The organism is Pseudomonas sp. L13, assembly GCF_009935965.1.
GTDB lineage: Bacteria > Pseudomonadota > Gammaproteobacteria > Pseudomonadales > Pseudomonadaceae > Aquipseudomonas > Aquipseudomonas lactis.
The window spans coordinates 17127-43277 of record NZ_QODJ01000013.1 but is presented as its reverse complement, the minus strand read 5'-3'; the positions used below and the strand labels follow the sequence as shown (position 1 = coordinate 43277).

Annotated in this window: 19 protein-coding genes; 6 read left to right on the top strand and 13 right to left on the bottom strand. The window is 59.2% G+C overall.

Annotation, left to right across the window (positions count from 1 at the left end):
• Positions 1–305: 305 nt before the first annotated feature.
• The 11 genes from DK871_RS09685 to DK871_RS09635 form a co-directional block, all read right to left on the bottom strand.
• The gene (locus DK871_RS09685) at positions 306–1277 is read right to left on the bottom strand and encodes a peptide ABC transporter ATP-binding protein (protein WP_161904856.1); all 972 of its coding nucleotides are present in this window, start codon (positions 1275–1277) and stop codon (positions 306–308) included.
• Positions 1277–2245, bottom strand: a complete 969-nt coding sequence (locus DK871_RS09680) for an ABC transporter ATP-binding protein (RefSeq protein WP_014716896.1) — start codon at positions 2243–2245, stop codon at positions 1277–1279. The genes DK871_RS09685 and DK871_RS09680 overlap by 1 nt, the downstream gene beginning before the upstream one ends.
• Positions 2246–2255: 10 nt before the next feature.
• A complete protein-coding gene (locus tag DK871_RS09675) occupies positions 2256–3167 on the bottom strand; it encodes an ABC transporter permease subunit (protein WP_003188486.1) in 912 nt (303 codons plus the stop codon).
• Between the two features lie 10 nt (positions 3168–3177).
• The gene (locus DK871_RS09670) at positions 3178–4188 is read right to left on the bottom strand and encodes an ABC transporter permease subunit (protein WP_003171721.1); all 1011 of its coding nucleotides are present in this window, start codon (positions 4186–4188) and stop codon (positions 3178–3180) included.
• Between the two features lie 76 nt (positions 4189–4264).
• Positions 4265–5863 carry an ABC transporter substrate-binding protein gene (locus DK871_RS09665; protein WP_032893592.1) on the bottom strand — a complete coding sequence of 533 codons (1599 nt, stop codon included), beginning with the start codon at positions 5861–5863 and terminating at the stop codon, positions 4265–4267.
• Between the two features lie 80 nt (positions 5864–5943).
• Positions 5944–7341 carry an OprD family outer membrane porin gene (locus DK871_RS09660; RefSeq protein ID WP_161904855.1) on the bottom strand — a complete coding sequence of 466 codons (1398 nt, stop codon included), beginning with the start codon at positions 7339–7341 and terminating at the stop codon, positions 5944–5946.
• A gap of 171 nt (positions 7342–7512) precedes the next feature.
• Positions 7513–9057: an ABC transporter substrate-binding protein gene (locus DK871_RS09655; protein WP_375139734.1), complete on the bottom strand. Its 1545-nt coding sequence runs from the start codon at positions 9055–9057 to the stop codon at positions 7513–7515.
• Between the two features lie 366 nt (positions 9058–9423).
• Positions 9424–11052, bottom strand: coding sequence for an ABC transporter substrate-binding protein (locus DK871_RS09650; RefSeq protein WP_161904853.1), 1629 nt, complete (start codon positions 11050–11052; stop codon positions 9424–9426).
• Positions 11053–11310: 258 nt separating this feature from the next.
• Entirely contained in the window at positions 11311–12912 is a 1602-nt protein-coding gene (locus tag DK871_RS09645; RefSeq protein WP_161904852.1) for an ABC transporter substrate-binding protein, read from the bottom strand.
• Positions 12913–13029: 117 nt separating this feature from the next.
• The gene (locus DK871_RS09640) at positions 13030–16362 is read right to left on the bottom strand and encodes a dermonecrotic toxin domain-containing protein (protein ID WP_161904851.1); all 3333 of its coding nucleotides are present in this window, start codon (positions 16360–16362) and stop codon (positions 13030–13032) included.
• A gap of 182 nt (positions 16363–16544) precedes the next feature.
• On the bottom strand, positions 16545–17258 hold the full coding sequence (locus DK871_RS09635; RefSeq protein WP_161904850.1) for an SIMPL domain-containing protein: 714 nt from the start codon (positions 17256–17258) through the stop codon (positions 16545–16547).
• A 248-nt stretch (positions 17259–17506) separates the two neighbouring features.
• On the opposite strand from DK871_RS09635, the gene DK871_RS09630 reads away from it, so the two are divergent.
• The 3 genes from DK871_RS09630 (at position 17507) to DK871_RS09620 (ending at position 21146) form a co-directional block, all read left to right on the top strand.
• The gene (locus DK871_RS09630; protein ID WP_003188495.1) at positions 17507–18769 is read left to right on the top strand and encodes an ATP-binding protein; all 1263 of its coding nucleotides are present in this window, start codon (positions 17507–17509) and stop codon (positions 18767–18769) included.
• The gene (locus tag DK871_RS09625) at positions 18762–19322 is read left to right on the top strand and encodes a response regulator transcription factor (protein ID WP_003171731.1); all 561 of its coding nucleotides are present in this window, start codon (positions 18762–18764) and stop codon (positions 19320–19322) included. Before DK871_RS09630 ends, DK871_RS09625 begins: the two co-directional genes overlap by 8 nt.
• A gap of 99 nt (positions 19323–19421) precedes the next feature.
• Entirely contained in the window at positions 19422–21146 is a 1725-nt protein-coding gene (locus DK871_RS09620; RefSeq protein WP_161904849.1) for an ABC transporter ATP-binding protein/permease, read from the top strand.
• Positions 21147–21280: 134 nt separating this feature from the next.
• On the opposite strand, the gene DK871_RS09615 is transcribed toward DK871_RS09620, so the two are convergent.
• Positions 21281–21718 carry a YhcB family protein gene (locus DK871_RS09615; RefSeq protein WP_003171734.1) on the bottom strand — a complete coding sequence of 146 codons (438 nt, stop codon included), beginning with the start codon at positions 21716–21718 and terminating at the stop codon, positions 21281–21283.
• Between the two features lie 146 nt (positions 21719–21864).
• Here DK871_RS09615 and DK871_RS09610 point away from each other — a divergent pair, with 146 nt between their 5' ends.
• The 3 genes from DK871_RS09610 (at position 21865) to zapE (ending at position 25040) form a co-directional block, all read left to right on the top strand.
• Entirely contained in the window at positions 21865–22494 is a 630-nt protein-coding gene (locus tag DK871_RS09610) for an alpha/beta hydrolase (protein ID WP_161904891.1), read from the top strand.
• Positions 22495–22510: 16 nt separating this feature from the next.
• A complete protein-coding gene (locus tag DK871_RS09605) occupies positions 22511–23866 on the top strand; it encodes a tryptophan--tRNA ligase (protein ID WP_161904848.1) in 1356 nt (451 codons plus the stop codon).
• A gap of 79 nt (positions 23867–23945) precedes the next feature.
• Complete coding sequence (gene zapE, locus DK871_RS09600; protein ID WP_032893582.1) at positions 23946–25040, top strand: cell division protein ZapE; 1095 nt, start codon at positions 23946–23948, stop codon at positions 25038–25040.
• A 138-nt stretch (positions 25041–25178) separates the two neighbouring features.
• On the opposite strand, the gene DK871_RS09595 is transcribed toward zapE, so the two are convergent.
• Complete coding sequence (locus tag DK871_RS09595) at positions 25179–26099, bottom strand: GlxA family transcriptional regulator (protein WP_178116039.1); 921 nt, start codon at positions 26097–26099, stop codon at positions 25179–25181.
• Positions 26100–26151 lie beyond the last annotated feature (52 nt).

Sequence of the window (26151 nt, the reverse complement as noted above, 5' to 3'; positions counted from 1 at the left end):
AACAGAAGTAAATTGCATTTACAATCTATACACTTTTCAAAACGGTCTGGCTCAATGTTTTCAGGCGTTTTGGCATAGATTCAAACGGTATGTTTTTTGTTACAAGCGCGCAAAAAAAAGCCCCTCCGGCCAGACTGATGCGCAATCTGGTGGGAAGGGCGATGGAACTCATTGAAACCGCAGCCCCTTGTAGGAGCGAGCTTGCTCGCGAAGACCCATGGACACCGCGTTAAACCAGACTACCCGCGTTATCGTTGACGTTTTTCGCGAGCAAGCTCGCTCCTACAGGGGGAGGTTGTGTTGCTTCAGGCCACGAATTGCTCCGCGTAGTGGCAAGCCACCTGCCGGTTATCCAACGGACGCAACAGCGGCTCCTCGCTACTGCAGCGCTCAGTCGCATACGGGCAACGCTTGTGGAACGCACAGCCAGGCGGTGGGTTCAGCGGGTTGGGCAGTTCGCCGACAATCTTGATTTTCGGCTTGCTTGGGTCCGGGTGGATGGTGGGGGTGGCCGACAACAGCGCCTGGGTGTAGGGATGCAAAGGCCGTGCGTAGATGTCTTCCTTGGGACCCACCTCAACCGGGCGGCCGAGGTACATCACCATCACATCATCGGCAACGTGCTGCACCACCGCCAGGTTGTGGGAAATGAACACATAGGCGGTGTTGAATTCCTGCTGCAAATCCATGAACAGGTTAAGCACCTGGGCCTGGATCGACACGTCCAGCGCCGAGGTCGGTTCATCCGCCACCAGCACTTTGGGTTGCAGCATCATCGCCCGGGCCAACGCGATGCGCTGGCGCTGGCCGCCGGAGAACATGTGCGGGTAGCGCTGATAATGCTCAGGGCGCAAGCCCACTTGCTTCATCATCGCCTGCACTTTCTCGCGGCGCTCAGCGGCCGACAGGTTGGTGTTGATCAGCAACGGCTCGGCCAGTTGATCGCCGACTTTCTGGCGTGGGTTCAACGAGGCATAGGGGCTCTGGAACACCATCTGCACGTCTTTGCGCAATTGCTTGCGTTGAGCCTTGTCGGCGCCGGCCACTTCTTGCCCGGCGATTTTCAACGAGCCCGACGAGGGCTCTTCAATCAGCGTGAGGGCGCGGGCCAGGGTGGATTTGCCACAGCCCGACTCGCCCACCACGGCGAGGGTCTTGCCGGCTTCCAGCTCAAAAGACACGCCATTAAGGGCACGCACGGTGGCATGGCCCTTGAACAGGCCACGGGACACTTCGTAGTGACGGGTGAGGTCGCGGGCGGTAAGTACGACGGCCATTACGCCACCTCCTGGTTCAGCGGGTAGAAGCAGCGGGCAAGGCTGTTGCTTTTCGGATCAAGGCCCGGGCGCTGGGCTCGGCAGGAGTCCTGCACATACGGGCAGCGCGGCGACAGCAGGCAACCCTGCGGACGGTCATAGCGGCCCGGCACGATGCCCGGCAGCGTGGCCAGGCGCGTAGCCCCCAGGCTGTGCTCGGGAATCGCCTTGAGCAGCGCTTCGCTGTAAGGGTGCGCCGGAATGTCGAACAACTGCGGCACCTGGCCGACTTCCACGGCTTGGCCTGCGTACATCACGCACACGCGCTGGGCGGTCTCAGCCACTACCGCAAGGTCGTGAGTGATCAGCACCAGGCCCATGTTCTGCTCTTTTTGCAGGGCCAGCAGCAGTTCCATGATCTGCGCCTGGATGGTCACGTCCAGCGCGGTGGTTGGTTCGTCGGCGATCAGCAGTTTCGGCTCGCCAGCAATCGCCATGGCGATTGCCACGCGCTGGCTCATACCACCGGACAATTGGTGCGGGTAGGCGTCCATGCGGCTGGCGGCGCCTGGGATTTCGACTTTTTCCAGCAGCTCAATGGCGCGTTTGCGTGCTTGTTTGCCGGACATTTTCAAATGCAGGCGCAGCACTTCTTCGATCTGGAAACCCACGGTGTAGCTGGGGTTCAGCGCGGTCATCGGGTCCTGGAACACCATCGCCAGGTCTTTGCCGACGATCTGGCGGCGCTGGCGGTTGCTCAGCTTGAGCATGTCCTTGCCGTCGAAGTTCAGGGCATCGGCGGTGACGATGCCGGGATGCTCGATCAGGCCCATCAGCGCCATCATGGTCACGGATTTACCCGAACCCGACTCGCCAACGATCGCCAGTACTTCGCCTTTGTCGACCGAAATGTCGAGGCCATCGACCACCGGCACGGCGGTCTTGTCGCCGAAGCGCACGTTGAGATTCTTGATTTCTAACAGTGACATGGGAATCTCCTCAGGCGGCGTTCTTGAGTTTCGGGTCCAGCGCGTCGCGCAGGCCGTCACCCATCAAGTTGATTGCCAGCACGCTGAGCAAAATGGTCAAGCCAGGCAGGCTCACCACCCACCAGGCGCGTTCGATGTAGTCTCGGGCCGAAGCCAGCATGGTGCCCCACTCAGGGGTTGGCGGTTGTACGCCAAGGCCCAGGAAGCCCAGGGCCGCGGCATCGAGAATCGCCGAGGAAAAGCTCAAGGTCGCCTGTACGATCAGCGGCGCCATGCAGTTAGGCAGCACGGTGATGAACATCAGGCGTGGCAGGCCGGCACCGGCGAGGCGGGCGGCGGTCACGTAGTCGCGGTTCAGTTCGCCCATTACTGCGGCGCGGGTCAGACGCACGTAGGACGGCAACGACACGATGGCGATGGCGATCACGGTGTTGATCAGGCCAGGGCCGAGGATGGCGACAATCGCCACGGCCAGCAGCAGCGACGGCAGGGCCAGCATGATGTCCATCAGGCGCATGATGGTCGGGCCGAGCAAGCGCGGGAAGAACCCGGCGAACAGGCCCAGCAGGATGCCCGGGATCAGCGACATCACCACCGACGACAAACCGATCAGCAACGACAGGCGCGAGCCCTGGATCAGGCGCGAGAGCAAGTCACGGCCCAGTTCGTCGGTGCCCAGCAGGAACTGCATCTGCCCGCCTTCCAGCCATGCCGGCGGGGTGAGCAGGAAGTCGCGGTATTGCTCGCTGGGGTTATGCGGGGCAACCCACGGGGCGAAGATCGCGCAGAACACGATCAGCAACATGAACAGCAGGCCGGCAACCGCGCCTTTGTTCTTGGAGAAGGCTTGCCAGAATTCTTTGTACGGAGACGGGTACAGCAGGCTCTGATCGACTGCTGACACTTGAGTAGGTGTGGTCATGGTCATGATCTCAGCGCTGGTGACGGATGCGTGGGTTGGCGAAGCCGTAGAGGATGTCCACCACGAAGTTCACCAGGATCACCAGGCAGGCGATCAGCAGAATGCCGTTTTGCACCACCGGGTAGTCCCGCGCGCCAATGGCTTCGATCAGCCATTTGCCGATGCCGGGCCACGAGAAGATGGTTTCGGTCAGTACCGCACCGGCCAGCAGCGTGCCGACTTGCAGGCCGACCACGGTGAGCACCGGGATCAGCGCGTTGCGCAGGCCGTGCACGAACACCACGCGGGCCGGCGACAGGCCCTTGGCCTTGGCGGTACGGATGTAGTCCTCACGCAGCACTTCGAGCATCGACGAACGGGTCATGCGCGCGATCACCGCCAGCGGGATAGTGCCGAGCACGATGGCCGGCAGGATCAGGTGGTGCAACGCATCCCAGAACGCGTCCGGCTCGTCGGCCAGCAGGGTGTCGATCAGCATGAAACCGGTGCGTGGCTCGATGTCGTAGAGCAGGTCGATACGCCCGGAAACCGGGGTCCAGCCCAGGCTCACCGAGAAGAACATGATCAGGATCAGGCCCCACCAGAAGATCGGCATCGAATACCCCGCCAGGGAGATGCCCATCACCCCATGGTCGAACAGGGATCCTCGCTTGAGTGCCGCGATCACCCCGGCCAACAGGCCCAGGATACCGGCGAACAACAGCGCGGCCATGGACAGTTCCAGGGTCGCGGGGAAGAGGGCGGTGAACTCGGTCCACACGCTTGTGCGGGTGCGCAGCGATTCGCCAAGGTCACCCTGGGCGAGCTTGCCGACATAGTCCAGGTATTGCGCATACAGCGGCTTGTTAAGGCCAAGGCGCTCCATTGCCTGTGCGTGCATTTCGGGGTCAACCCGTCGCTCGCCCATCATGACTTCTACGGGGTCGCCTGGAATCATGCGAATCAACGCAAAGGTCAGCAACGTGATGCCGAAGAACGTGGGGATCAATAACCCCAGTCGGCGGGCAATAAAACTAAACATCTTGGTGTGTACCTCAATCAGCCGGTTAGGCAGGTCCGGCACCGTCAGTGTCGACGGTGCCGAGCGTTTTTCTTATTTACTTCACCTGGGTGGTGGCGAAGTTATTTGTACCCAGAGGGCTTTGGGTGAAGCCTTCTACGTTCTTGCGCATGGCGGTGAACAGTTTCGGGTAAGCCATTGGAAGCCATGGCTGGTCCTTCTCGAAGACATCTTGTGCTTGTTCATAGAGCGCAGCCCGTAAGGCCGGTTCCTTTTCCGCACGAGCCTTGTCGATCAAGTCCTGAAACTCTTTGTTACACCAGCGCGCGTAGTTTTCGCCGTTTTTGGCTGCATCGCAACTCAGGTTTGGTGTGAGGAAGTTGTCCGGATCGCCGTTATCACCGACCCAGCCAGCCGAAACCATGTCGTGCTCGCCGTTTTTAGCGCGCTTGAGCATTTCGCCCCATTCCATGACTTTGATATTGACCTTCAGGCCAACCTGCGCCAGATCCGCCTGCATGCGCTGGGCGCCGAGCATGGGATTGGGGTTGGTTGGGCCGCCGCCGTTGCGGGTGAACAGAGTGAATTCGGTGCCTTCCGGTACGCCGGCTTCCTTGAGCAGGGCGCGGGCCTTGTCCAGGTCACGGGGTGGGTTCTTCAGCTTTTCGCTGAAACCCAGCAAGGTCGGTGGGTAGGGGCCGGTGCCGACCACCGCATTGCCTTTGCCGAACAGCGCTTCGGTGTAACCTGCCTTGTCGAACGCGATGTTAATCGCGTGTCGTACCCGGGCATCGCTCATGTATTTGCGCGTGGTGTTCAATGCGGTGTAGCTGGTGGTCATCGCCGCCAGTTCATCGACTTTCAGGTTCGGGTCTTTCTTGATGCTTGGAATGTCATCCGGCTTGGGGAACAACGCGATCTGACATTCGTTGGCCTTGAGCTTCTGCAGCCGCACGTTGTTATCGGTGGTGATCGCCAGAATCAGCGGGTCGACCGCCGGCTTGCCGCGGAAGTAGTCCGGGTTGGCCTTGAAGCGCGCCTGGGCATCTTTTTGATATCGGTTGAAGACGAATGGGCCAGTGCCGATAGGCTTGGCGTTGAGGTCTTCAGTTTTACCCGACTTGAGCAACTGGTCGGCGTATTCCTTCGAGTGGATTGAAGAGAATGCCATGCCCAGGTCGGCCAGGAATGGCGCTTCAGGACGGGTCAGGGTAAAGACGACGGTGTGATCATCGGTCTTCTCTACGCTCTTGAGCAGTTCCTTGAAGCCCATGCTTTCGAAATACGGGTAACCCACGAGAGATTTGTTATGCCAAGGGTGATTCGGGTCCAGCTGGCGCTGGAAGCTCCAAAGCACATCATCGGCGTTCAGGTTGCGCGTGGGTTTGAAATAGTCGGTGGTGTGAAACTTGATGTCGTCACGCAGGTGGAACGTATAGGTCAGGCCATCGGCGCTGATTTCCGGCAGGTCTTTGGCCAGGGCAGGCACCACTTCTGTGGTGCCGGGCTTGAAGTCCACCAGACGGTTGAACATGGTTTCAGCGGCGGCGTCAGCGGTCACGGCAGTGGTGTACAGGACCGGGTCGAAACCTTCCGGGCTGGCTTCGGTGCAGACCACCAGTGGTTTGGCCGAAACGCCGATCGCCACGCTCAACAGCGCAGCGGCCATGGCGGCTTGTAGTGGGAGCATTTTCATTCAGAGCCCTCTGCAATCGATGGTGCCAGAAAAGCGTAGGCGGCGGGCCCGTCCTGAGCTCGCCGCCTGCCTGGCACTAATTAAAGGATGTTGAACGGGATGGTGGTAACCAGACGGAACTCTTTGATGTTGCCATCAGCTTGTTCGGAGCTGGCACGGTGCGTGACGTAGGTTGCACGGATGGTGGTGGCCTTGAGGGGGCCGCTCTGAATCGCGTAGGTCGAGCCAACGCCGTATTCCTGGTGTTTCTCACCGTCCATCAGGCGCAGGTCGCTGCGCGATTCGCCGGCGACACCATAGGCAGTGCCTTTGTAGTGAGTACCGTCGATGCCCCAACCGCGAGCCGAGTAGATGTTGAATTTCAGGCCTGGTATGCCGTACTCGGCCATGTTGATGCCGTAGGCGATCTGGAAGGACTTCTCGTTCGGGCTGTTGAAGTCAGACGTCAGGGAGTTGGCCAGGTAGATGCCGTTGGTTTCGTGCAGGTAATCGAAGTATTCGTCGCCATTAACAGCTTGGTACGCGAAGGTCAGGCTGTGGGCCTGGTGGGTCAACCCCAAGGACAACGAGTAAGTGTCGTTGTCGATGTCGCCCATCTTCTTGCTGCCGGTATCGGTGGTCTTGTAGTAGTTCAGGCCGGTGGTCAGTGCCAAGGTCTGTGCATCACCCAGTTCGTGGGTCGCGCCGAAGTAGTACTGGTTCCAGAAGTCTTCGACATTGGCGGCGAAGAGGCTGGTTTTCAGGCTCTTGAACGGCTGATAGTTGAAGCCCAGGGTTTTGACTTTGTCGGTTTCCTGGCCATTGCCGTATTCGGAACGGAACTTCGACAGGCTTTGTTCGGTACGCGGCGAAACGCGATCGAAAATACCGCCCTGGAACGACAGGTTACTGAACTCTTCGCTGTTGAAGCTCACACCTTCAAAACTCGACGGTAGGGCACGGTTACCGATGGTGTCGACGATACCCGTGCTGAAGTTTTGACGACCGGCAGTCAGGGTGGTGTTCGACACGCGGAACTTGACGTTAGCCAGGCCCAGTTTGCTCCATTGACCGACTGCGTCACCACCGGAGTCGGCCAGCGTACGGTTAGAGCCACCGGCGATATCCTTGCGGTCGCGGTCAAGGGCGATGAAATTGTAGGCGGCGACTTCGGTGCTGACGCCAACGGTACCTTGGGTGAAACCCGAGGTGTAGTTGAGGATGGTGCCCTGGGCCCAGTTGATACGGCGGGAAATGGGAACTTTCACCCCGTCTTTGCGATAGCTGAAGCGGTCATTGCGAAACCTCATTTCGTTCGCATACCAGTTACGCGTGGTGCCGCCCAAGCTTTGACCATCGATAAAGCCTTTGGCCTCGCTTTGGGCGCTGGTGCCGGCCAGGGTGGTAGGAACGAAGTCCTGGCTTTGCGTTTCAGCGTAGGCGGTGGCCGTGATGCTGCTGATGGCCAAGGCCAGAAGCGCTTTGCTGCTCAGTTTCATGGGTGAAGCTCCTTTGGTTCTCTTTTTTAATGCCGGTCTTTTTGGGTGATCCGGCTATTGGGTGTGGAACTCGTTCAAGCTGTTGCAAACGTTTGGCGTAGGAAATTTCCCAACAAAAGCCTGCACGTTTGCCGGGAAGCGAACCTCGCTCCCCGCCATCCGGTTATTGTCTTATGGGGTGATGCTGACGCCCGAGAACACGTTGCGGCCGAAGGGGCTTACCTTGAAGCCTTCGACTTTGGCGCTTAACGGCTGGTTGACCGTCGAGTGGGCGATAGGCGTGATCGGCACCTGCTGCTTGAGCAATTGCTGCGCCTGTTTGTACAGAACAGTCCTTTGTTCACGGTCGGTCACGACCTTGGCTTGCTTGATCAGCTTGTCGTACGCCGGGTCGCACCACATGGAGTAGTTGTTCCCGCCGATGGCGTCGCAGCTGTAGAGGGTGCCGAGCCAGTTGTCCGGGTCACCATTGTCGCCGGTCCAGCCGATCAGGCTGACATCGTGCTCACCGTTCTTGGTGCGCTTGATGTACTCGCCCCACTCATAGCTGACGATCTTGACCTTGAGGCCGATCTTGGCCCAGTCGTTCTGCAGCATCTCGGCCATCAGCTTGGCGTTGGGGTTGTACGGGCGCTGTACCGGCATGGCCCACAGGGTGATCTCGGTGCCTTCCTTGACGCCGGCGGCCTTGAGCAACTCCTTGGCTTTTTCCGGGTTGTAGGCGGCGTCCTTGATGCTGTCGTCGTAAGACCACTGCGTCGGCGGCATGGCGTTGACCGCCAGTTGCCCGGCGCCCTGGTACACAGCATTGAGGATGCTCTGCTTGTTCACCGCCATGTCCAGCGCCTGGCGTACTTCAAGCTGATCGAATGGCTTGTGGCGCACGTTGTAGGAGATATAGCCCAGGTTAAAGCCCGGCTTGGTCAGCAGTTGCAGGTTCGGGTCGGCCTTGAGGGCTTCGACATCGGCGGGGCGTGGATGCAGGGTCACCTGGCATTCGCCGGCCTTGAGTTTTTGCACGCGCACCGACGCGTCGGTGTTGATGGCGAAGATCAGTTGGTCCAGCTTGACGCGGCTCGGGTCCCAGTACTGTTTGTTGCCCACGTAGCGGATCTGCGAGTCTTTCTGGTAACGCTGGAACACGAACGGGCCAGTGCCGATCGGCTTCTGGTTGATGTCGCTGGGCCGGCCTTGCTTGAGCAACTGCTCGGCGTATTCGGCCGAGAGGATCGCGGCGAAGCTCATGGCGATGTTCTGCACGAACGCGGCGTCGACCGTGTTCAGGGTCATCACCACGGTGTAGGGGCCTGTTTTCTCGACCTTGGCGATGTTCTTGTTCAGGCTCATCCCGTTGAAGTACGGGAACTCGGTAGGGTAGGCCTTGCGAAACGGATGGTCGGGGTCAAGCATGCGGTTGAAGGTGAACAGCACGTCGTCGGCGTTGAAGTCGCGCGTCGGCTTGAATTCCTTGTTGCTGTGGAACTTCACCCCTTCACGCAGGTGGAAGGTGTAGGTCAGGCCATCCGGGGAGATATCCCACTTGGTTGCCAGCCCAGGGACGACGTCGGTGGCGCCTTTTTCGAACTCCACCAAACGGTTATACAAAGGCTCCGCCGCATCGTTGTCGGTGGCGGTGGTGTATTGCGCAGTGTCAAACCCTGCCGGGCTGCCTTCGGAGCAGAACACCAGGCTCTTCTTCTCGGCGGCTTGGCCCATGGTGGCCACGGCCAGCAGGCTGGTGGCAAACAGAGCGGATACAACGGTTGTATGGCGCATGACGTTCCCGGTCCTTGTTTGTAGTTATCAACAGCGAGCCTTCCTGCTGGCGTGCAGCCAGGCAGACTTCACTGATCCCACACGCAGCAAGTGCCCTTCCCCAGAATGATGCCGCTGCTGTCCTACGACCTTATGGGGCGTTGACCTTGCAGTAAATGCGTCAATTCTGACTGACCTTGTAGGCAACGGAGGCACGGGTCGCAGTTCATTGCTGTAAGACGGCAACGCTTGCAAACGTAGTCTGTTTCCTAAGGTCCAGGCGGATGGAATAACGGCGACGTTATGAAACGTCGCCGTTATTGATCCTTACTTGCCGCTGACGCTAACGCCGTAGAAGGAATTCAAGCCAAACGGGCTGATCTTGAAGTCCTGTACGGTATTACGCATGGGTTGATACACCGTCGAGTGCGCGATAGGTGTCATCGGGACTGCATCTTTGAGGATATGTTGCGCCTGCTTATACAGCTCGGTGCGTTTGGCGACATCCGATGTGGCCTTGGCTTCTTTCACGATGCCGTCGAATTTCTTGTCGCACCACTTGGAGAAGTTGTTGCCCGACAGCGAGTCGCAGCCGAACAGCACGTTCAGCCAGTTGTCCGGGTCACCATTGTCGCCGCTCCAGCCAATGATCATGGCCTGGTTCTCGCCGCCCTTGGAGCGCTTGATGTACTCGCCCCACTCGTAGCTGACGATGTTGACCTTCAGGCCGATCTGTTTCCAGTCGTTCTGCAGCATCTCGGCCATCAACTTGGCGTTGGGGTTGTAGGGGCGCTGAACCGGCATGGCCCACAGGGTGATCTCGGTGCCTTCCTTGACGCCAGCGGCCTTGAGCAATTCCTTGGCTTTGGCAGGATCGTACTTGGCATCCTTGATGGTGGTGTCATAGGACCACTGGGTTGGCGGCATGGCGTTGACTGCCAGCTGGCCGGCACCCTGGTACACGGAGTCGATGATCTGCTGCTTGTTCACCGACATGTCCAGGGCTTCACGGACGCGCAGGTCGGCCAGCGGGTTCGCGGCGGTCTGGCCCTTGAGTACTGGCATGACGTTATAGGCGATGTAGCCCAGGTTGAAACCGGCCTGGTGCGGCAGTTTCAGGTCCTTGTCCTCACCCAGCGGCTTGAGGTCGGCCGGACGTGGGAACAGGGTGATCTGGCATTCGTTTTTCTTGAGCTTCTGGATACGTACCGACGGGTCAGTGGTGATAGCGAAGATCAGGTTGTCGATCTTCACGTCTTCAGGTTTCCAGTAGTCCTTGTTGCCGGTGTAGCGAATGTTCGAATCTTTCTGGTAGCTCTTGAACACGAACGGGCCAGTGCCGACCGGCTTCTGGTTGATGTCGGCAGGCTTGCCTTCCTTCAACAGCTGCGCAGCGTATTCGGCGGACTGGATCGAGGCGAAGCTCATGGCCAGGTTCTGGATGAACGCGGCGTCCACGGTGCCAAGGGTGAACTTGACAGTGTGGTCATCGATTTTCTCGATGTTCTTGATGTTGGTGTCCATCCCCATGTCCGTGAAGTACGGGAACTCGGTGGGGTAGGCCTTACGGAATGGATCGTCTTTATTGATCATCCGGTTGAAGGTGAACAGTACGTCGTCAGCCGAAAATTCACGAGTAGGCTTGAAGTACGGGGTGGTATGGAACTTGACGCCTTCGCGAAGGTGGAAGGTGTACGTCAGGCCATCCGGGGAAACATCCCAGCTGGTAGCCAGGCCAGGAACCACGGCGGTGCCGCCACGTTCGAACTGGCTCAGGCGGTTGAACATGGTTTCGGCCGAGGCATCGAAGTCTGTTCCGGTGGTGTACTGGCCTGGATCGAAACCGGCCGGGCTCCCTTCGGAGCAGAACACCAGGTTAGTTGCCGCGAGGGCTACGGGGGCTGCGGCCATAAGGCCAGCGCTCACTAATAACGGAAGGACTGCGTGTTTAAGCATGTTGGCCTCATGATTTGTTGTCATTTTTGGTGGTGAGGGCGACCTCGTGAGTCGGCCTGCGGATACTTATGCAGGCGCCATACCCAATGCAAGATGCAGAGCGGTTGCAAAGGGAAAACTGTGGTACGAACGTACAGGAATGTCGCAATTATGAAAGTTTTGACACAAAAGTGCTTATTTGGAGGGTTTTTTCGGTGCAAATGGCGCACCAAAAAAGCCCAGCCGAGGCGTCTAGCGCACTCGGTTGGGGCGCCGCTGTTACTTATCTAGACCCACACCGTAGAACGGCGTTAGCCCAAACGGGCTGATCTTGAAGTCCTGCACTTGCTTGCGCATAGGCTGGAAAACCGTCGAGTTCGCAATAGGCGTTATAGGTACTTGTTCCTTAAGGATTTTCTGCGCCTGTTGATACCACTTGATGCGCTGCTCGCGGTCGCTGCTGACCTTGGCCTGCTGCACCAGCTTGTCGTAGGCCGGGTTACACCATTTGGCGTAATTACTGCCCTTGACCGCGGCACAACTGTAGAGCACGCCGAGCCAGTTATCGGGGTCGCCGTTGTCGCCGGTCCAGCCATAGATCATTGCATCGTGTTCGCCATTTTTGGCGCGCTTGATGTATTCGCCCCACTCATAGCTGACGATGTTGGCCTTGATGCCGACTTTGGCCCAATCCTGTTGAATCATTTGTGCGGACATCCGCGCATTCGGGTTCGAGGCGCGTTGTACGGTCATTGCCCACAGGTTGATGGTGGTACCTGGTGCAACCCCTGCTTCTTTTAGTAGCAACCGTGCCTTGGTCGGGTCGTAGGGGGCGTCCTGGATTTTCGGGTCATAAGACCACTGCGCGGGAGGCAGTGCGTTTTGCGCCAATTGTCCGGCGCCCTGGTAAACGGCCTTGATGATGGCGGGCTTGTCGATGGCCATGTCCAGGGCCTGACGCACCTTGAGTTGGTCCAGCGGTGGGTGCGTCACGTTATAGGCCAAAAAGCCCAGGTTGAAGCCCGCTTGTTGCAGCACGCGCAGGTTGGGGTCTTGCTTCATGACCTCGATATCGGCAGGGCGCGGGTAACCGCTGACCTGGCATTCGCCGGCCTTGAGTTTCTGCAGGCGCGCGGCGGCGTCCGGGGTGATGGCGAACACCAGGTTGTCGAGTTTCACATCCTCGGGTTTCCAATACTGTGTATTGGCTGCATAGCGAATCTGCGCGTCTTTCTGGTAGCGCTTGAACACAAACGGCCCGGTGCCGACCGGTTGCTGGTTGATCTGCTCGGCCTTGCCTTGTTTCAACAACTGGGCGGCGTATTCGGCCGATTGCACAGAGGCAAAGCTCATGGCCAGGTTTTGCACGAACGAGGCATCGACATTATTCAGGTTGAACCGCACGCTGTGCTCGTCGAGTTTTTCGACGTTCTTGATCGTGGTGTTCAAGCCCATGTCGGTGAAGTAGGGCGATTCGGACGGGTAAGCCTTGCGAAACGGGCTCTCGGCATCCAGCAGTCGATTGAAGGTGAACAGCACGTCATCGGCGTTGAAGTCGCGGGTTGGGGTGAAGAAGTCCGTGGTATGGAACTTGACGCCTTCACGCAGGTGAAAGGTGTAAGTCAGGCCATCCTTGGAAACATCCCAACTGGTGGCCAGGCCAGGTTCGACCTCGGTGCCGCCGCGCTTGAACTGGGTCAGGCGGTTGAACACGGTTTCGGCGGAGGCATCGAAATCGGTGCCGCTGGTGTACTGGCTGGGGTCGAAGCCTGCGGGGCTGGCCTCGGAGCAGTAGACCAGGGTCGTGGCGGCCTGGGTCATGGGCATCAAAGCCAGGAGACCGGTGGCGAGAAGGAGCTGTTTGAAGGCGATTCTGTCCATGGAGTCCCTTGAAGTTGCGGGCAAAAAACTGTCTGTACGAAAACGGAGGTAACTGAGGTTACCTCCGTTGAGGTTTGCCAGGTAGCAGTTGATGCTCGCTTAAGCGCAAAGCTCCTTTTAAGGGAGTGGCGCAACCACTACGTTTGCTAGGCCAGGAGCCGTTTGGTCGATCTTGAATGGCTCATTTACATCGTTTGTAGCGCGTATTTTGAAGCGCTTGGTTATTGTCACCTCGATACCAGGAACCGGGTCGATATCCCGTTCTATATCCTGTATATGGCCAATGCCGATTACGTTGACCTCAGTCACCCCGCTCGCCGGGTCGTAGACGATGGTATAAGAAGGAATGTCTACTTTTAGTCTGAAGTCCTTTTGCAGCTCCGAGTCCTCGAGTGACATAAAGCCCGCCGAAATGTCGGCCATCGATCCTTGGTGAGCGACCTCGGAGATACGCGCCCTGAGATCGGGGTCGGGGATCAGCGTTTCGAACTGTCTGATTCTTGCGTCGCGTATGTCCTCCCCATTCTCTCCGCCTTGATTCAACTCCATGATTTGCGTATCACCGTCTGTTCTCACCTCCACACGGTACGTGCCGCGATTGACGTCTTTGACGAACTGGTCTGAATATGGAGTTGTGCCGTAATCTGCCGGGCCTGCTCTTTCTGTTGTGCTAACAGAAAAGTCATTGTCGGGAACTTCCCAGGAGACCACCAACTTTGTCTGGTCGATACCGTCGCTATTAACGTTTCGAGTGGAAAAAACGTAGTTCTGGCGGCCACTATTTTTTAACAGCTCATCGAATCGCTCTGCCCCGGCTAATTTCTTGCCTTCGAGATCAACGAAGTTGTCCGAAATAGTAGGCGAGATTTTCATGTCTGGATCCAAGGGGGGCGAAACCGAGCGGTGCCACGGCCACTTCACCCCGCCATCGCCCGTTGCACGGGCCCACTCCCCATCACGTCCAGGGGTTATGACGGTCAGCCCCGCGCCGTTCTCGGGATTGATGATCCTGGCAAACGCGTCGCCGGTCCGGTAGCGCCCCGATATCTCAAATACCTTGCTCGTTCCCGTCTCGTCGGTAAGGCGCACAAATTGGCGCAGTGCTCCCTGGCCGTCGGTTACGCGATAGACACCCAGCGCGTCGCGGGTCGCATTCTTGATCAACTGTTCACCCTCAGCGACGGCATAGGGCGCCATTGGCAGGAGCGGTTGGGGTTTTGGCGGTGCCACCCCTGGTTCGCTGACCACGCGTGTGCCGCTGGATGGGCCAGGTATGGGGTCCTCGGTGTTATTGACACGCGGTTGGACACTTGGGGTCGCACCCGGCAGCTCTTGCTCCGGCGGCAGTGCAAAGGGATCTTCAGGGACCGAACTTGCCCCGATTGAGAACAGTGTGTTCAGCAAACCATCGAATGCCCTGGATGCCCCGTTGTCGCGTTCGGCCTCGGTGTCGCCGGAGGCTGATTGTTCTGCCCCCAACGCCAGTTCGGTCAACCCGGCAAGTATCGCTGCGCCGGTAACCGGTGCAGCGATAGGCGCAAGCTTGACCAGCAACCCCGCCGCCACGGTGATGTCGTTCAACCATGTATCTCGGGTCACTTCGCTGTTGGATTTGATGACAGCATCGGCATCACTGGTCATGCGGTTTTTGGCCGAGGTTGCCAATGTGGAGAACACGTCCTTTTCAATCTTCCAGTGAGGACTATTGGTTACCGGTTTTTTCAGGTCCCCGTCGGCCATTTTTTTGAAGAGGGTGACCAGGCCATCTTTTTTGTCACCGACACCCGTAAAGCTCAAACCCGGCACAAAGCCAATTCCAATCTGCGTTAGCGCATCGGGCTTATGGTCCTGGTGATCAATCAACGAAAAGTGCGCGAGCAGCGACGCGCTTTTTTTCGGGTCCAGGGTTTGGTCAATGACCCACTGGTTGAGTTTTTCCAGGGAGTCAAAGCGCAGGAATGCGGGTTTGGCTCCTGGTATGTAAAGCACTTGGCGACCTGTATCGTCAGCGCTGAATCGCACAATGTCGCTGGACGTAAAGCCGTGGATGTCCAGGGCGTGCACTTGTGTGGCACCGTTTATCGGTGCTTTGGCCTTGAGTTGTTCAAGGCTCAGGGGCGCGTTTTCGTCGAGGGGCAGGTTGTCTACAGCGCCCATCACCAAACGGTAGTCATCCCGCGTGAATTGGTGCTCGGGCGCTTGCAGGGCTTGCTCGGCGGGTAATCTGGCTTCGGCCTTTTTCAGTTGCTCGCGGGCCTGGGAAACGAATTCGCCTTTGATTGCCGTCTGATAGTCATCGGTATGTGCGCTCCAGAACGCGTCGAATTTCTGGGTCATTTGGGTTTGAAAATCTGTTTTCCAGCTTTCATGCATCACTTGGGACGGCTTGAGGTCGATTTGATTGTGTTTGCCGTAGCCGCCTTTTTCGCTTTGCCCTGCGGGCTGTGTGTATAACCCCGCATCGAGGTCCAGGTTGCCAGGCACCCAGTCGTGCTCGGAGAAGTTTTTCAGCAGGGCGTCGGGCAATCGCAGCGAAGACCAGGGCTCCTGGAATGTGTGTTCCCAACGGGTCGCCGTGTCCGCGCTTTCGCCGCCTTTGAAGCGATTCAAGTACACGGTGTCGGAATCGATAGGTTTGCCCGTGAGTTTGAGCAACAGTTCATCGGCCCACTTTTTGGCTTCTGCCCGCGTATTGGGCAGGTTGTTGGCGACGTCAACCGCCAGACGCTTGTAAGCCAAAGCCTGCGGTGCGCTGCTGTAGTAGTTGGCGGCGTTGTGTTTTTGCACTTGCAGGGCGTGTGCCGAGCGGCTGCTGGCTGGGCGCAGGTGGTCATCGGCGGGGATAGGGTCGAAGGTGTCCTTATGTTCCAGGTGCCTTATTTGTGCGCGGGCCTGGGACAGTGTTTGCGGCAGGGAAACACCTTCAAAGTTGGCCACCACCTTTGCGCTGACCTGTATTGCGTCTTCACCCAGCCTCACGCGCAACTCACCGCTATTGCCCGGAGCGATGACTTTTGCGGCGGCCAGCAGTGGCCCTGAAATTTGCCCCCAGCCTGATGTGTCCGACAGATGGAAAGTTTTCTTTTTACCATCGACCTCGAAGGACAAGGTACCTGTAGAAGGATTGATTGAAAGCAAGGTGCCCGGGGCGGCGTGTTGTTCGCGCAGCCAGCCCTGTACAACGGCGTTCTCCAAATGCGTGCGATACAGCCCAAGCCATTGGCCCAGCGTGCTTTGGGGCGGCACGGTTATCAGCCCGGCATTGCCGTGTAACACCTTGCGTTGTGCGGCCTCGATATAGGCCTTGAGCAGTGCTGCTTCGTCGAGGTGGACGGCCTTTGCAGTCGATGGCGGCGGTGCTGATGAAGTCTGCACTTGAGTGTTTGAAGTCGGATGGGTGACGTTCGATGGCAGTGTTGAAAAGGCTGTTGGATTAACGGATAAGGACATAAATTCGGCTCTCATTGTGTGAATAAATGCCAGCACAGCCCTCCCTGGTAGCTATGGCAGTAATGAGTCGTGAAAGCCGGGCACTTGATTCCTGCCAGATGTGCTGCTGGATATGACGTGGCGCCAACGCAAAAAAAAGGCGCACGCCCCGTGGGGCTGCGCCTCTGTGCTGTCTAAAAAAGTTACTGTAAAACTTCGATCACGCCGTCGGCACTCATGGTGACTTGGCTGGTGCCGGCTTCCACTTCAGGCGTCGGCGCTGAATCGGCCATGGCGGCCTTCATCATCATGCCGCCATTGCGGGCGTAAGGCATTGGGTAGCCATTGGTGTTGAAGTTCAGGTTGACGATCTTGTAGCCCTTGCCGCCGAGTGCATCGGTAGCCAGTTGCGCGCGGGCCTTGAACGCTGCAACCGCGTCCTTGAGCAGCGCATCTTCGCTGGCCTTGCGCGTGGCGTCGGCAATGGCGAAGTCCATGCCGTCCATTTTCAAGGTGTTCAACAGCTCGCCGGTGAGTTTGGACAGCGCCGGGAAGTCCGCGCTTTCCAGGCGCAGCTCGGCGCGTTCACGCCAGCCGGTGATCTTCTGGTTCTTGCTGTCGTAGATCGGGTAGCTGTTGCGGCTGCCTTGGCGCAAGGTCACGCCTTTGACTTCGCGGGCCTGGCCCAGGGCCTGGTTCAGGGTGGTGGTGATCTCGGCCGCGAGCTTGGCCGGGTCGGCGTTTTGCGATTCGGTGTAAAGGGTGACGATCATCTTGTCGCGGGCCACTTCCTGGCTGGCTTCGGCGCGCAGGGAGATCTGGTTGTAATGCAATGCATCAGCGGCCATGGCCGGCAGGCTGGCAATGGCGCTGGCACTGAGGGTGATGATGGCTGCACTGCGAATGAAACGAGACATGGAAGCTCCTTGAGATAGTCGTGCTCGGTAAGACTGTAGACGTTGGCATTGGGTTCTTCGGGTTTACGAATTAGAAAAAAAAGTTTCAAGCTGCGAGCTGCAAGTAAACGCGAGGTGAACTTGCAGCTTTCAACTTGCGGCTTGTAGCTGCAGCGCCCGCTGCGGCAAAGAGCCACACGTCCAGTGTCCGAGGCGCTGCTTCGTTTATACTCGTGCCGATCCGCCTGCAGCGCTCAACGGGAGAGCTCATGCTCGCCGCCGTAAAACTGACTTCCGCCACTCGCCAGAACCTCTGGCGCCTGACGTTCATTCGCACCCTGGTATTGGCCGCGCAGGCCGGTTCCGTCGGGCTTGCCTATTGGTTCGACCTGCTGCCGCTGCCCTGGCTGCAACTGGCCGTGACCCTGGGTTTTTCCACCGTATTGTGTGTGTTCACCGCCATTCGGTTGCGTACCACTTGGCCTGTGACCGAGCTGGAGTACGCCCTGCAACTGGCCTGTGACCTGTTTATCCACAGCGTGTTGCTGTACTTCTCCGGCGGTTCCACCAACCCCTTTGTCTCTTATTACCTGGTGCCTTTGACCATCGCCGCCGTCACCCTGCCGTGGCGCTATTCGGTGGTGCTGTCGGGCATCGCGCTGACGCTGTACACCTTGCTGTTGGCGCAGTTCTACCCCTTGCAGACATTCCCCATCGCCCGGGAAAACCTGCAGATCTACGGGATGTGGTTGAGCTTTGCCCTGTCTGCGGCAGTCATTACCTTTTTCGCCGCGCGCATGGCCGAAGAACTGCGCCGCCAGGAGGAATTGCGCGCCATTCGCCGGGAAGAGGGCCTGCGTGACCAACAGTTGCTGGCCGTCGCCACCCAGGCCGCCGGCGCCGCCCATGAGTTGGGCACGCCGCTGGCGACCATGAGCGTGCTGCTCAAGGAGATGACCCAGGATCATCACGACCCGGCCCTGCAGGATGATTTGAGCGTGCTGCAGGAACAGGTCAAGCAGTGCAAGCTGACGTTGCAGCAACTGGTGCGCGCCGCCGAAGCCAATCGCCGTCTGGCGGTCGAAATGCAGGACGTCACCCAGTGGCTCGATGAGGCGCTCAACCGCTGGCACCTGATGCGTCCCGAAGCCAGTTACCGTTTCAACCTGCTGGGCCAAGGCAGTGTGCCGCGCATGGCGCCACCGCCAGACCTGACCCAGGCGCTGCTCAACTTGCTGAACAATGCCGCCGACGCCTGCCCTGAAGGCCTCGGCGTGCAGTTGGACTGGGACGCGGAAAACGTCACCATCAGCATTCGTGACCACGGCGCGGGCGTGCCGTTGGCCATTGCCGAGCAGATCGGCAAACCCTTCTTTACCACCAAGGGCAAAGGCTTCGGCCTGGGCCTGTTTTTGAGCAAGGCCAGCGTGACCCGCGCGGGCGGCTCAGTGAAGCTCTATAGTCATGAGGAAGGTGGCACGCTCACCGAGCTGCGCCTGCCCCGTGTCGCACGAGGAGATATCGATGAGTGACGAGATCCAAGTCGAAGGCGAAGAACTGCCGCACCTGTTGCTGGTAGATGACGACGCGACCTTTACCCGCGTGATGGCACGCGCCATGAGCCGGCGCGGTTTTCGTGTCAGCACCGCAGGTTCTGCCGAAGAGGGCCTGACCATCGCCCAGGCCGACCTGCCGGACTACGCCGCCCTGGACCTGAAAATGGACGGCGACTCGGGCCTGGTGCTGCTGCCCAAGCTGCTGGAACTCGACCCGGAAATGCGCGTGGTGATCCTCACTGGTTACTCCAGCATCGCCACCGCCGTCGAGGCGATCAAGCGCGGCGCCTGCAATTACCTGTGCAAGCCGGCGGATGCCGACGACGTGCTGGCCGCCTTGCTGTCCGAGCATGCCGACCTCGACACCCTGGTGCCGGAAAACCCGATGTCGGTGGACCGCCTGCAGTGGGAACACATCCAGCGCGTATTGACCGAACACGAAGGCAATATCTCCGCCACTGCCCGCGCCCTGGGCATGCACCGCCGCACCTTGCAACGCAAGTTGCAGAAGCGCCCTGTACGGCGCTGAACAACGTCTGAACAAACTGCTTCAGGCTGCACGGAGCCCTGAACCGATCGTCTATGATCGGTTCAAACGCCTGTCATTTTTCCCTACCGAGCCTGAACGATGAATCAGAACGCTGAATACCGCGCGGTCAACGACGCGGTGCGTGGGCACTTCTTCCGCCGAACCTGGGCCATGATCACACCCTATTGGCGCAGTGAAGAGAAAGGCAGGGCCTGGCTGTTGCTGGCCGCAGTGATTGGCCTGTCGCTGTTCAGCGTGGCGATCTCCGTGTGGATCAACCACTGGTACAAGGACTTCTACAACGCTCTGGAGAAGAAGGACACCGCGGCCTTCTGGCAACTGATCGGCTATTTCGGCGGGATCGCGGCGGTGGCGATACTCGGTGCAGTGTACCGCCTTTACCTGACCCAGATGCTGACGATCCGCTGGCGCGCCTGGCTCACCGAAAAACACTTCAGCCGGTGGCTGGCCCACAAGAATTACTACCAGCTGGAGCAGGGCGGCTACACCGATAACCCGGACCAGCGGATTTCCGAAGACCTCAACAACTTCACGTCCGGCACTTTAAGCCTGGGGCTCGGCTTGCTGCGTAACGTGGTCAGCCTGATGTCATTCTCGATCATCCTGTGGGGTGTCTCGGGCAGCATCGAAGTGTTCGGCGTCACCATCCCCGGCTACATGTTCTGGTGTGCGTTGCTGTACGCCGCCGTGGGCAGTTGGCTGACGCACCTGATCGGCCGGCGCTTGATTGGCCTGAGCAACCAACAACAACGCTTTGAAGCGGACCTGCGTTTTTCCATGGTGCGGGTGCGTGAGAATGCCGAAAGTATCGCCCTGTACAACGGCGAGCCGAATGAAAGGCAGCGCCTGAGCACGCGCTTTGGCAAGGTCTGGCAGAACTTCTGGGACATCATGAAAGTGTCCAAGCGCTTGACCTTTTTCACCGCCGGCTACAGCCAGATCGCGATCATCTTCCCGTTTATCGTCGCCGCGCCGCGCTACTTCACCGGCAAGATCGAGCTGGGCGAGCTGATGCAAATCAACTCGGCGTTCGGCAACGTACAAGAGAACTTCAGCTGGTTTATCAACGCCTATTCGGAGCTGGCGACATGGCGCGCCACCAGCGACCGTCTGCTGAGTTTCCAGCAAGCCATGAGCGACAACGAGCAACGCACGCCGGCGATCGACGTGCGCCCTGAAGGCGAGCGCCTGGTGATCAACGACCTGGGCATGGACCTGGCCGACGGCCGCCATTTGCTCACCGACGCCGACATGACCGTGGAGCCTGGTCAGCGCGTCATGCTCAGCGGGCGTTCCGGCAGCGGCAAGAGCACGTTGCTGCGGGCGATGGGGCACCTGTGGCCCGCCGGTCATGGCAGCATTCGCTTGCCGGCGACACGCTACCTGTTCCTGCCACAGAAACCTTACTTGCCGATTGGTACGCTCAAGGCCGTGTTGAGTTATCCACAGGACGACAGCGTCTATCCGGCAGAACGTTATGCACAGGTGCTGGAGACCTGCCGCCTGCCGCACCTGGTCAATCGCCTGGATGAAGCCAACCACTGGCAACGCATGCTCTCGCCCGGCGAGCAACAGCGCCTGGCCTTTGCCCGTGCGTTGTTGTTTGCACCGCAATGGCTGTACATGGACGAGGCGACCTCGGCCATGGATGAAGAAGACGAGGCAACCTTGTACCAGGCGTTGATCGATGAGTTGCCGGGGTTGAGCATCGTCAGCGTCGGCCACCGCAGCAGCCTCAAGCGTTTCCACGGGCGGCATGTGCGCATCGACGGTGGTCGGTTGCAGGAGCAACAACTCACTTAAGCTCTTGCCCGCTCAATGTAGGAGCGAGCAAGCTCGCTCCTACATGATGTTCGGTGTTGTCTGATGGTTCAGGCACCCAACAAAAAGCCCGGCTGATCATCGATCAGCCGGGCTTTTTGTTGCTCGAAGATGACTTACTTCTTCAAGCCGTAATGCTCATCCAACATGCCTGGAGCGTTCGGCGTTTTTGGCGCGTAGTCCCGTGGTGGCTCCTGGTTTTCCCGTGGAGGGGTCAGGCGTTCCCGTGGGGTTTGCGGTGCATCGGAATGCAGCGCAGCCAGCAGGCGCTGGCGGGTGATGTCGTCGAGGGCCAGGCGGTTAGCGCCATCGGCGAGGTGATCCTGTACTTCCTGGTAGCTCTGGGTGAGCTTCTTGACCAGGGTCGCGGTGCTGTTGAAGTGGGTAACAACCTCGTTCTGATAACTGTCAAAACGTTCCTGAATGTCATCCAGCTGACGCTGCGTGCGGTTAGGCGCGGCATTGGGCAGCAGGCGGGCAACCAGGAAACCAATGGCGACACCGGCAACCAGGGCAAGAGTCGGCAACAACCAAACTAAGAGCGAGTGTTCCACGAGTCCTTCCTCTATAAACGGCTTTGCTTTACGTTAACGGCTCAAACCTGCGCTGTATACCGCGATTAAGCTCGCAATGATGCCATGCACAGACTTTTAGCTAGACGAGTCGACCCCTTGAGAGGTCACGGAGTTCATCCTTGCTCATGCGTGAAACCCCCGTTTTGATCGATGGCCCGGTGGGCCAATTGGAAGCCTTGTACCTGGATCACCCCGAACCACGTGGCCTGGCGCTGGTTTGCCACCCTAACCCGGTGCAGGGTGGGACCATGCTCAATAAAGTCGTATCGACCTTGCAACGCACCGCCCGCGATGCGGGTTTGATTACTTTGCGTTTCAATTACCGGGGCGTCGGTGCCAGTGCCGGCACCCACGATATGACCGCCGGTGAAGTCGACGATGCAGAAGCGGCCGCCACCTGGCTGCGGGAAAAACACCCGGACCTGCCGATCACCTTGCTGGGTTTTTCCTTCGGCGGTTACGTGGCAGCCAGTCTCGGCGGGCGTTTGGAAGCCAAGGGCGAGAAGCTCGCGCACCTGTTCATGGTGGCTGCGGCGGTGATGCGCCTGGGCGAGTCGGACGTGTTGCCCCAAGGCTGCCCGTTGACCCTGATCCAGCCGGAAAGCGACGAAGTGGTCGACCCGCAAGTGGTCTACGCCTGGTCCGCTGCCCTGAAACGCCCCCATGAGTTGCTGAAAGTGGCAGAATGCGGACACTTTTTTCACGGCAAGCTGACCGATCTCAAGGATCTGGTGCTGCCACGCCTTTCGAATTGATGACAAGCGATCACCCATGACGACCCGTACCCGTATCCTCACCGGCATCACCACCACCGGCACGCCGCACCTGGGCAACTACGCCGGTGCGATTCGCCCGGCGATCCTCGCCAGCGAAGACGCGAATGCCGATTCCTTCTACTTCCTGGCCGACTACCACGCCCTGATCAAATGCGATGACCCGCAGCGCATCCAGCGCTCGCGTATGGAAATCGCCGCGACCTGGCTGGCCGGTGGCCTGGATGTGAACCGGGTGACGTTCTACCGCCAGTCGGACATCCCGGAGATCCCCGAGCTGACCTGGCTGCTCACCTGCGTTGCCGCCAAGGGCCTGCTCAACCGCGCCCATGCCTACAAGGCCTCGGTGGACAAGAACGTCGAAAACGGTGAAGACCCGGATGCGGGCATCAGCATGGGCCTGTACAGCTACCCGGTGCTGATGGCAGCGGACATCCTGATGTTCAATGCGCACAAGGTGCCGGTGGGCCGCGACCAGATCCAGCACGTGGAAATGGCCCGCGACATCGGCCAGCGCTTCAACCACCTGTTCGGCAACGGTAAAGAATTCTTCACCATGCCCGAGGCGCTGATCGAAGAAAGCGTCGCCACCTTGCCGGGCCTGGATGGCCGCAAGATGTCCAAGAGCTACGACAACACCATCCCGTTGTTCACCAGCGCCAAGGACATGAAGGACGCGATCTCGCGGATCGTCACCGACTCCCGCGCGCCAGGTGAGGCGAAGGACCCGGACAATTCCCACCTGTTCACCCTGTACCAGGCGTTCGCGACCAAGGCCCAGGAAGCCGAATTCCGTGGCCAGCTGCTAGAAGGCCTGGGCTGGGGCGAGGCAAAGAACCGTCTGTTCCAACTGCTCGATGGCCAGCTCGGCGAAGCGCGCGAGCGTTACCACCAACTGATGTCGCGCCCATCGGACATGGAAGACCTGCTGCAGGTCGGCGCCAAGAAGGCCCGCGCTGTGGCGGCACCGTTCCTGGCCGAGCTGCGTGAAGCGGTGGGCCTGCGTTCGTTCGTCAACCAGGCGGCGGCGCCAGTCGCCACCAAGAAGAAAGCGGCAAAGGCTGCGCGGTTTGTGAGCTTCCGTGAAGCTGACGGCAGCTTCCGCTTCCGCCTGCTGGCCGCTGATGGCGAGCAACTGCTGCTGTCGCGCAACTTTGCCGATGGCAAAGCGGCCGGCGCGGTGACCAAGCAACTGCAAAGTGGTGATGTGCTGGACGTGCGCGCCGAGGCCCTGAGCTTCAGCGTATGGCTGGACGGCGCCGCAGTCGCTGACAGCGCCGAGTACGCCGACCAAGCATCGCGTGACGCGGCCATCGAAGCCTTGCGCGCTGCGTTAGCCCCAATCGAGGATTAACCCGACCAAGGGTTGATTGCCATTATCCAGGGCCGTCGTTACAGTGTCGGCCCGTTTTTGTTGCCTTGCTAACGAAATTATGACGCCCCTAGAACGATATCAAGCTGATCTGAAACGCCCCGAGTTCTTCCACGACGCGGCCCAGGAAAATGCCGTGCGTCATTTGCAGCGCCTGTACGAGGACCTCGTGGCCGCGTCGCAAAGCAAGCCAGGGATGTTCAGCAAGCTGTTTGGCAAGAAAGACCACACGCCGGTCAAGGGCCTGTATTTCTGGGGCGGCGTGGGCCGGGGCAAGACTTACCTGGTAGACACCTTCTTTGAAGCGCTGCCGTTCAAGGAAAAGGTACGTACGCACTTCCACCGCTTCATGAAGCGCGTGCATGAAGAGATGAAGACCCTGCCGGGCGAGAAAAACCCACTGACCATCATCGCCAAGCGTTTCTCCCAAGAGGCCCGGGTGATCTGCTTCGATGAGTTCTTCGTCTCCGACATCACCGACGCCATGATCCTTGGTACGCTGATGGAAGAACTGTTCAAGAACGGCGTGACCCTGGTGGCCACGTCGAACATCGTGCCCGATGGCCTGTACAAGGACGGCCTGCAACGTGCGCGCTTCCTGCCGGCCATTGCCCTGATCAAGCAGAACACCGATATCGTCAACGTCGACAGCGGCGTCGACTACCGCCTGCGTCACCTGGAGCAAGCCGAGCTGTTCCACTTCCCGCTCAACGAAGCCGCACACGAAAGCCTGAAGAAAAGCTTCCGTGCGCTGACGCCGGAATGCACCCAGGCGGTGGAAAACGACAAGCTGATGATCGAGAACCGCGAAATCATCGCGCTGCGCACCTGCGATGACGTGGCCTGGTTCGATTTCCGCCAACTGTGCGACGGCCCGCGTAGCCAGAACGACTACATCGAGCTGGGCAAGATTTTCCACGCCGTGATCTTGAGTGGTGTGGAACAGATGGGCGTGACCACCGACGATATCGCGCGACGGTTTATCAACATGGTCGATGAGTTCTACGACCGTAACGTCAAGTTGATCATCTCGGCGGAAGTCGAACTCAAGGACCTCTATACCGGGGGGCGCTTGAACTTCGAATTCCAGCGCACCTTGAGTCGCCTGCTGGAAATGCAGTCCCACGAGTTCCTGTCGCGCGGGCACAAGCCCTAATCCATCTCCAGCCCAATGGAGATCCAATGTGGGAGCCGGGCTTGCCCGCGATGGCGGTGTATCAGCCAACTATAGGCTGGCTGATACACCGCCATCGCAGGCAAGCCAGCTCCCACAGTGGTTTGTGTTGGGCTGAGGTCAGGCAGCCTGTTGGAATTGCTGCCTGTACTGGTTCGGCGACAGCTCCGTGTGCTGCCTGAACAACCGCGCAAAGAAACTCGCATCGTCGTAGCCCACCTCATAACTGATGGTCTTGATGCTCTTGCGGCTGCCCGAGAGCAGGCCCTTGGCGGTCTCGATACGCAGGCGTTGCAGGTAATGCAGCGGCTTGTCACCGGTGGCGGCCTGGAAGCGGCGCATGAAGTTGCGGATGCTCATGCCGTGTTCCCGGGCGACGTCTTCAAAGCGGAACTTGTCGGCAAAGTGCTCTTCAAGCCAATGCTGGATCTGCAGGATGATCACGTCCTGATGCAACTTCTGCCCGCCAAACCCGATACGCCCCGGGGAATAGTTGCGCTGCACTTCATAGAGAATGTCGCGGGCCACGGCCTGGGCGATGTTGGCGCCACAGAAGCGTTCGATCAGGTAAATATAAAGGTCGCAGGCCGAGGTGGTGCCGCCGGCGCAATACAGGTTGTCGGCGTCCGTGAGGTGCTTGTCCTGATTGAGCTGCACCTTGGGGAAGCGCTCGCTGAAGGCATTGAAGAAGCGCCAGTAGGTGGTCGCCTCCTTGCCATCGAGCAGCCCGGCTTCGGCCAGCCAGAACACCCCGGTGGCCTCGCCGCACAGCACAGCCCCGCGAGCATGTTGTTCGCGCAGCCACGGCAGCACCTGGGGGTAACGGGCGCACAACACATCGAAGTCGTCCCAGAAGGCCGGCAGCACAATGATGTCGGCGTCTTCGAGGCCCCCGTCCACCGGCATGATTACATCGCTGAAGCTGCGCACGGACTGGCCGTCGGGGCTGACCAGGCGCGTTTCGAACCCTGGGGTCAGGCCCAGGCCTTGCTGTTTGCCATGGCGCAGGCTGGCGAGATGGAAGAAATCCTTGGCTTGCATGAGGGTTGAAGCGAATACCCGATCAATGGCCAAAATGCTGACGCGCCGCAAC

Bases quoted from the DNA above. Each gene is read 5' to 3' on its own strand.
- DK871_RS09685 (WP_161904856.1), bottom strand. From the start codon at position 1,277: ATGGCCGTCGTACTTACCGCCCGCGACCTCACCCGTCACTACGAAGTG.
- DK871_RS09680 (WP_014716896.1), bottom strand. From the start codon at position 2,245: ATGTCACTGTTAGAAATCAAGAATCTCAACGTGCGCTTCGGCGACAAG.
- DK871_RS09675 (WP_003188486.1), bottom strand. From the start codon at position 3,167: ATGACCACACCTACTCAAGTGTCAGCAGTCGATCAGAGCCTGCTGTAC.
- DK871_RS09670 (WP_003171721.1), bottom strand. From the start codon at position 4,188: ATGTTTAGTTTTATTGCCCGCCGACTGGGGTTATTGATCCCCACGTTC.
- DK871_RS09665 (WP_032893592.1), bottom strand. From the start codon at position 5,863: ATGAAAATGCTCCCACTACAAGCCGCCATGGCCGCTGCGCTGTTGAGC.
- DK871_RS09660 (WP_161904855.1), bottom strand. From the start codon at position 7,341: ATGAAACTGAGCAGCAAAGCGCTTCTGGCCTTGGCCATCAGCAGCATC.
- DK871_RS09655 (WP_375139734.1), bottom strand. From the start codon at position 9,057: ATGGGCCAAGCCGCCGAGAAGAAGAGCCTGGTGTTCTGCTCCGAAGGC.
- DK871_RS09650 (WP_161904853.1), bottom strand. From the start codon at position 11,052: ATGCTTAAACACGCAGTCCTTCCGTTATTAGTGAGCGCTGGCCTTATG.
- DK871_RS09645 (WP_161904852.1), bottom strand. From the start codon at position 12,912: ATGGACAGAATCGCCTTCAAACAGCTCCTTCTCGCCACCGGTCTCCTG.
- DK871_RS09640 (WP_161904851.1), bottom strand. From the start codon at position 16,362: ATGTCCTTATCCGTTAATCCAACAGCCTTTTCAACACTGCCATCGAAC.
- DK871_RS09635 (WP_161904850.1), bottom strand. From the start codon at position 17,258: ATGTCTCGTTTCATTCGCAGTGCAGCCATCATCACCCTCAGTGCCAGC.
- DK871_RS09630 (WP_003188495.1), top strand. From the start codon at position 17,507: ATGCTCGCCGCCGTAAAACTGACTTCCGCCACTCGCCAGAACCTCTGG.
- DK871_RS09625 (WP_003171731.1), top strand. From the start codon at position 18,762: ATGAGTGACGAGATCCAAGTCGAAGGCGAAGAACTGCCGCACCTGTTG.
- DK871_RS09620 (WP_161904849.1), top strand. From the start codon at position 19,422: ATGAATCAGAACGCTGAATACCGCGCGGTCAACGACGCGGTGCGTGGG.
- DK871_RS09610 (WP_161904891.1), top strand. From the start codon at position 21,865: ATGCGTGAAACCCCCGTTTTGATCGATGGCCCGGTGGGCCAATTGGAA.
- DK871_RS09605 (WP_161904848.1), top strand. From the start codon at position 22,511: ATGACGACCCGTACCCGTATCCTCACCGGCATCACCACCACCGGCACG.
- zapE (WP_032893582.1), top strand. From the start codon at position 23,946: ATGACGCCCCTAGAACGATATCAAGCTGATCTGAAACGCCCCGAGTTC.
- DK871_RS09595 (WP_178116039.1), bottom strand. From the start codon at position 26,099: ATGCAAGCCAAGGATTTCTTCCATCTCGCCAGCCTGCGCCATGGCAAA.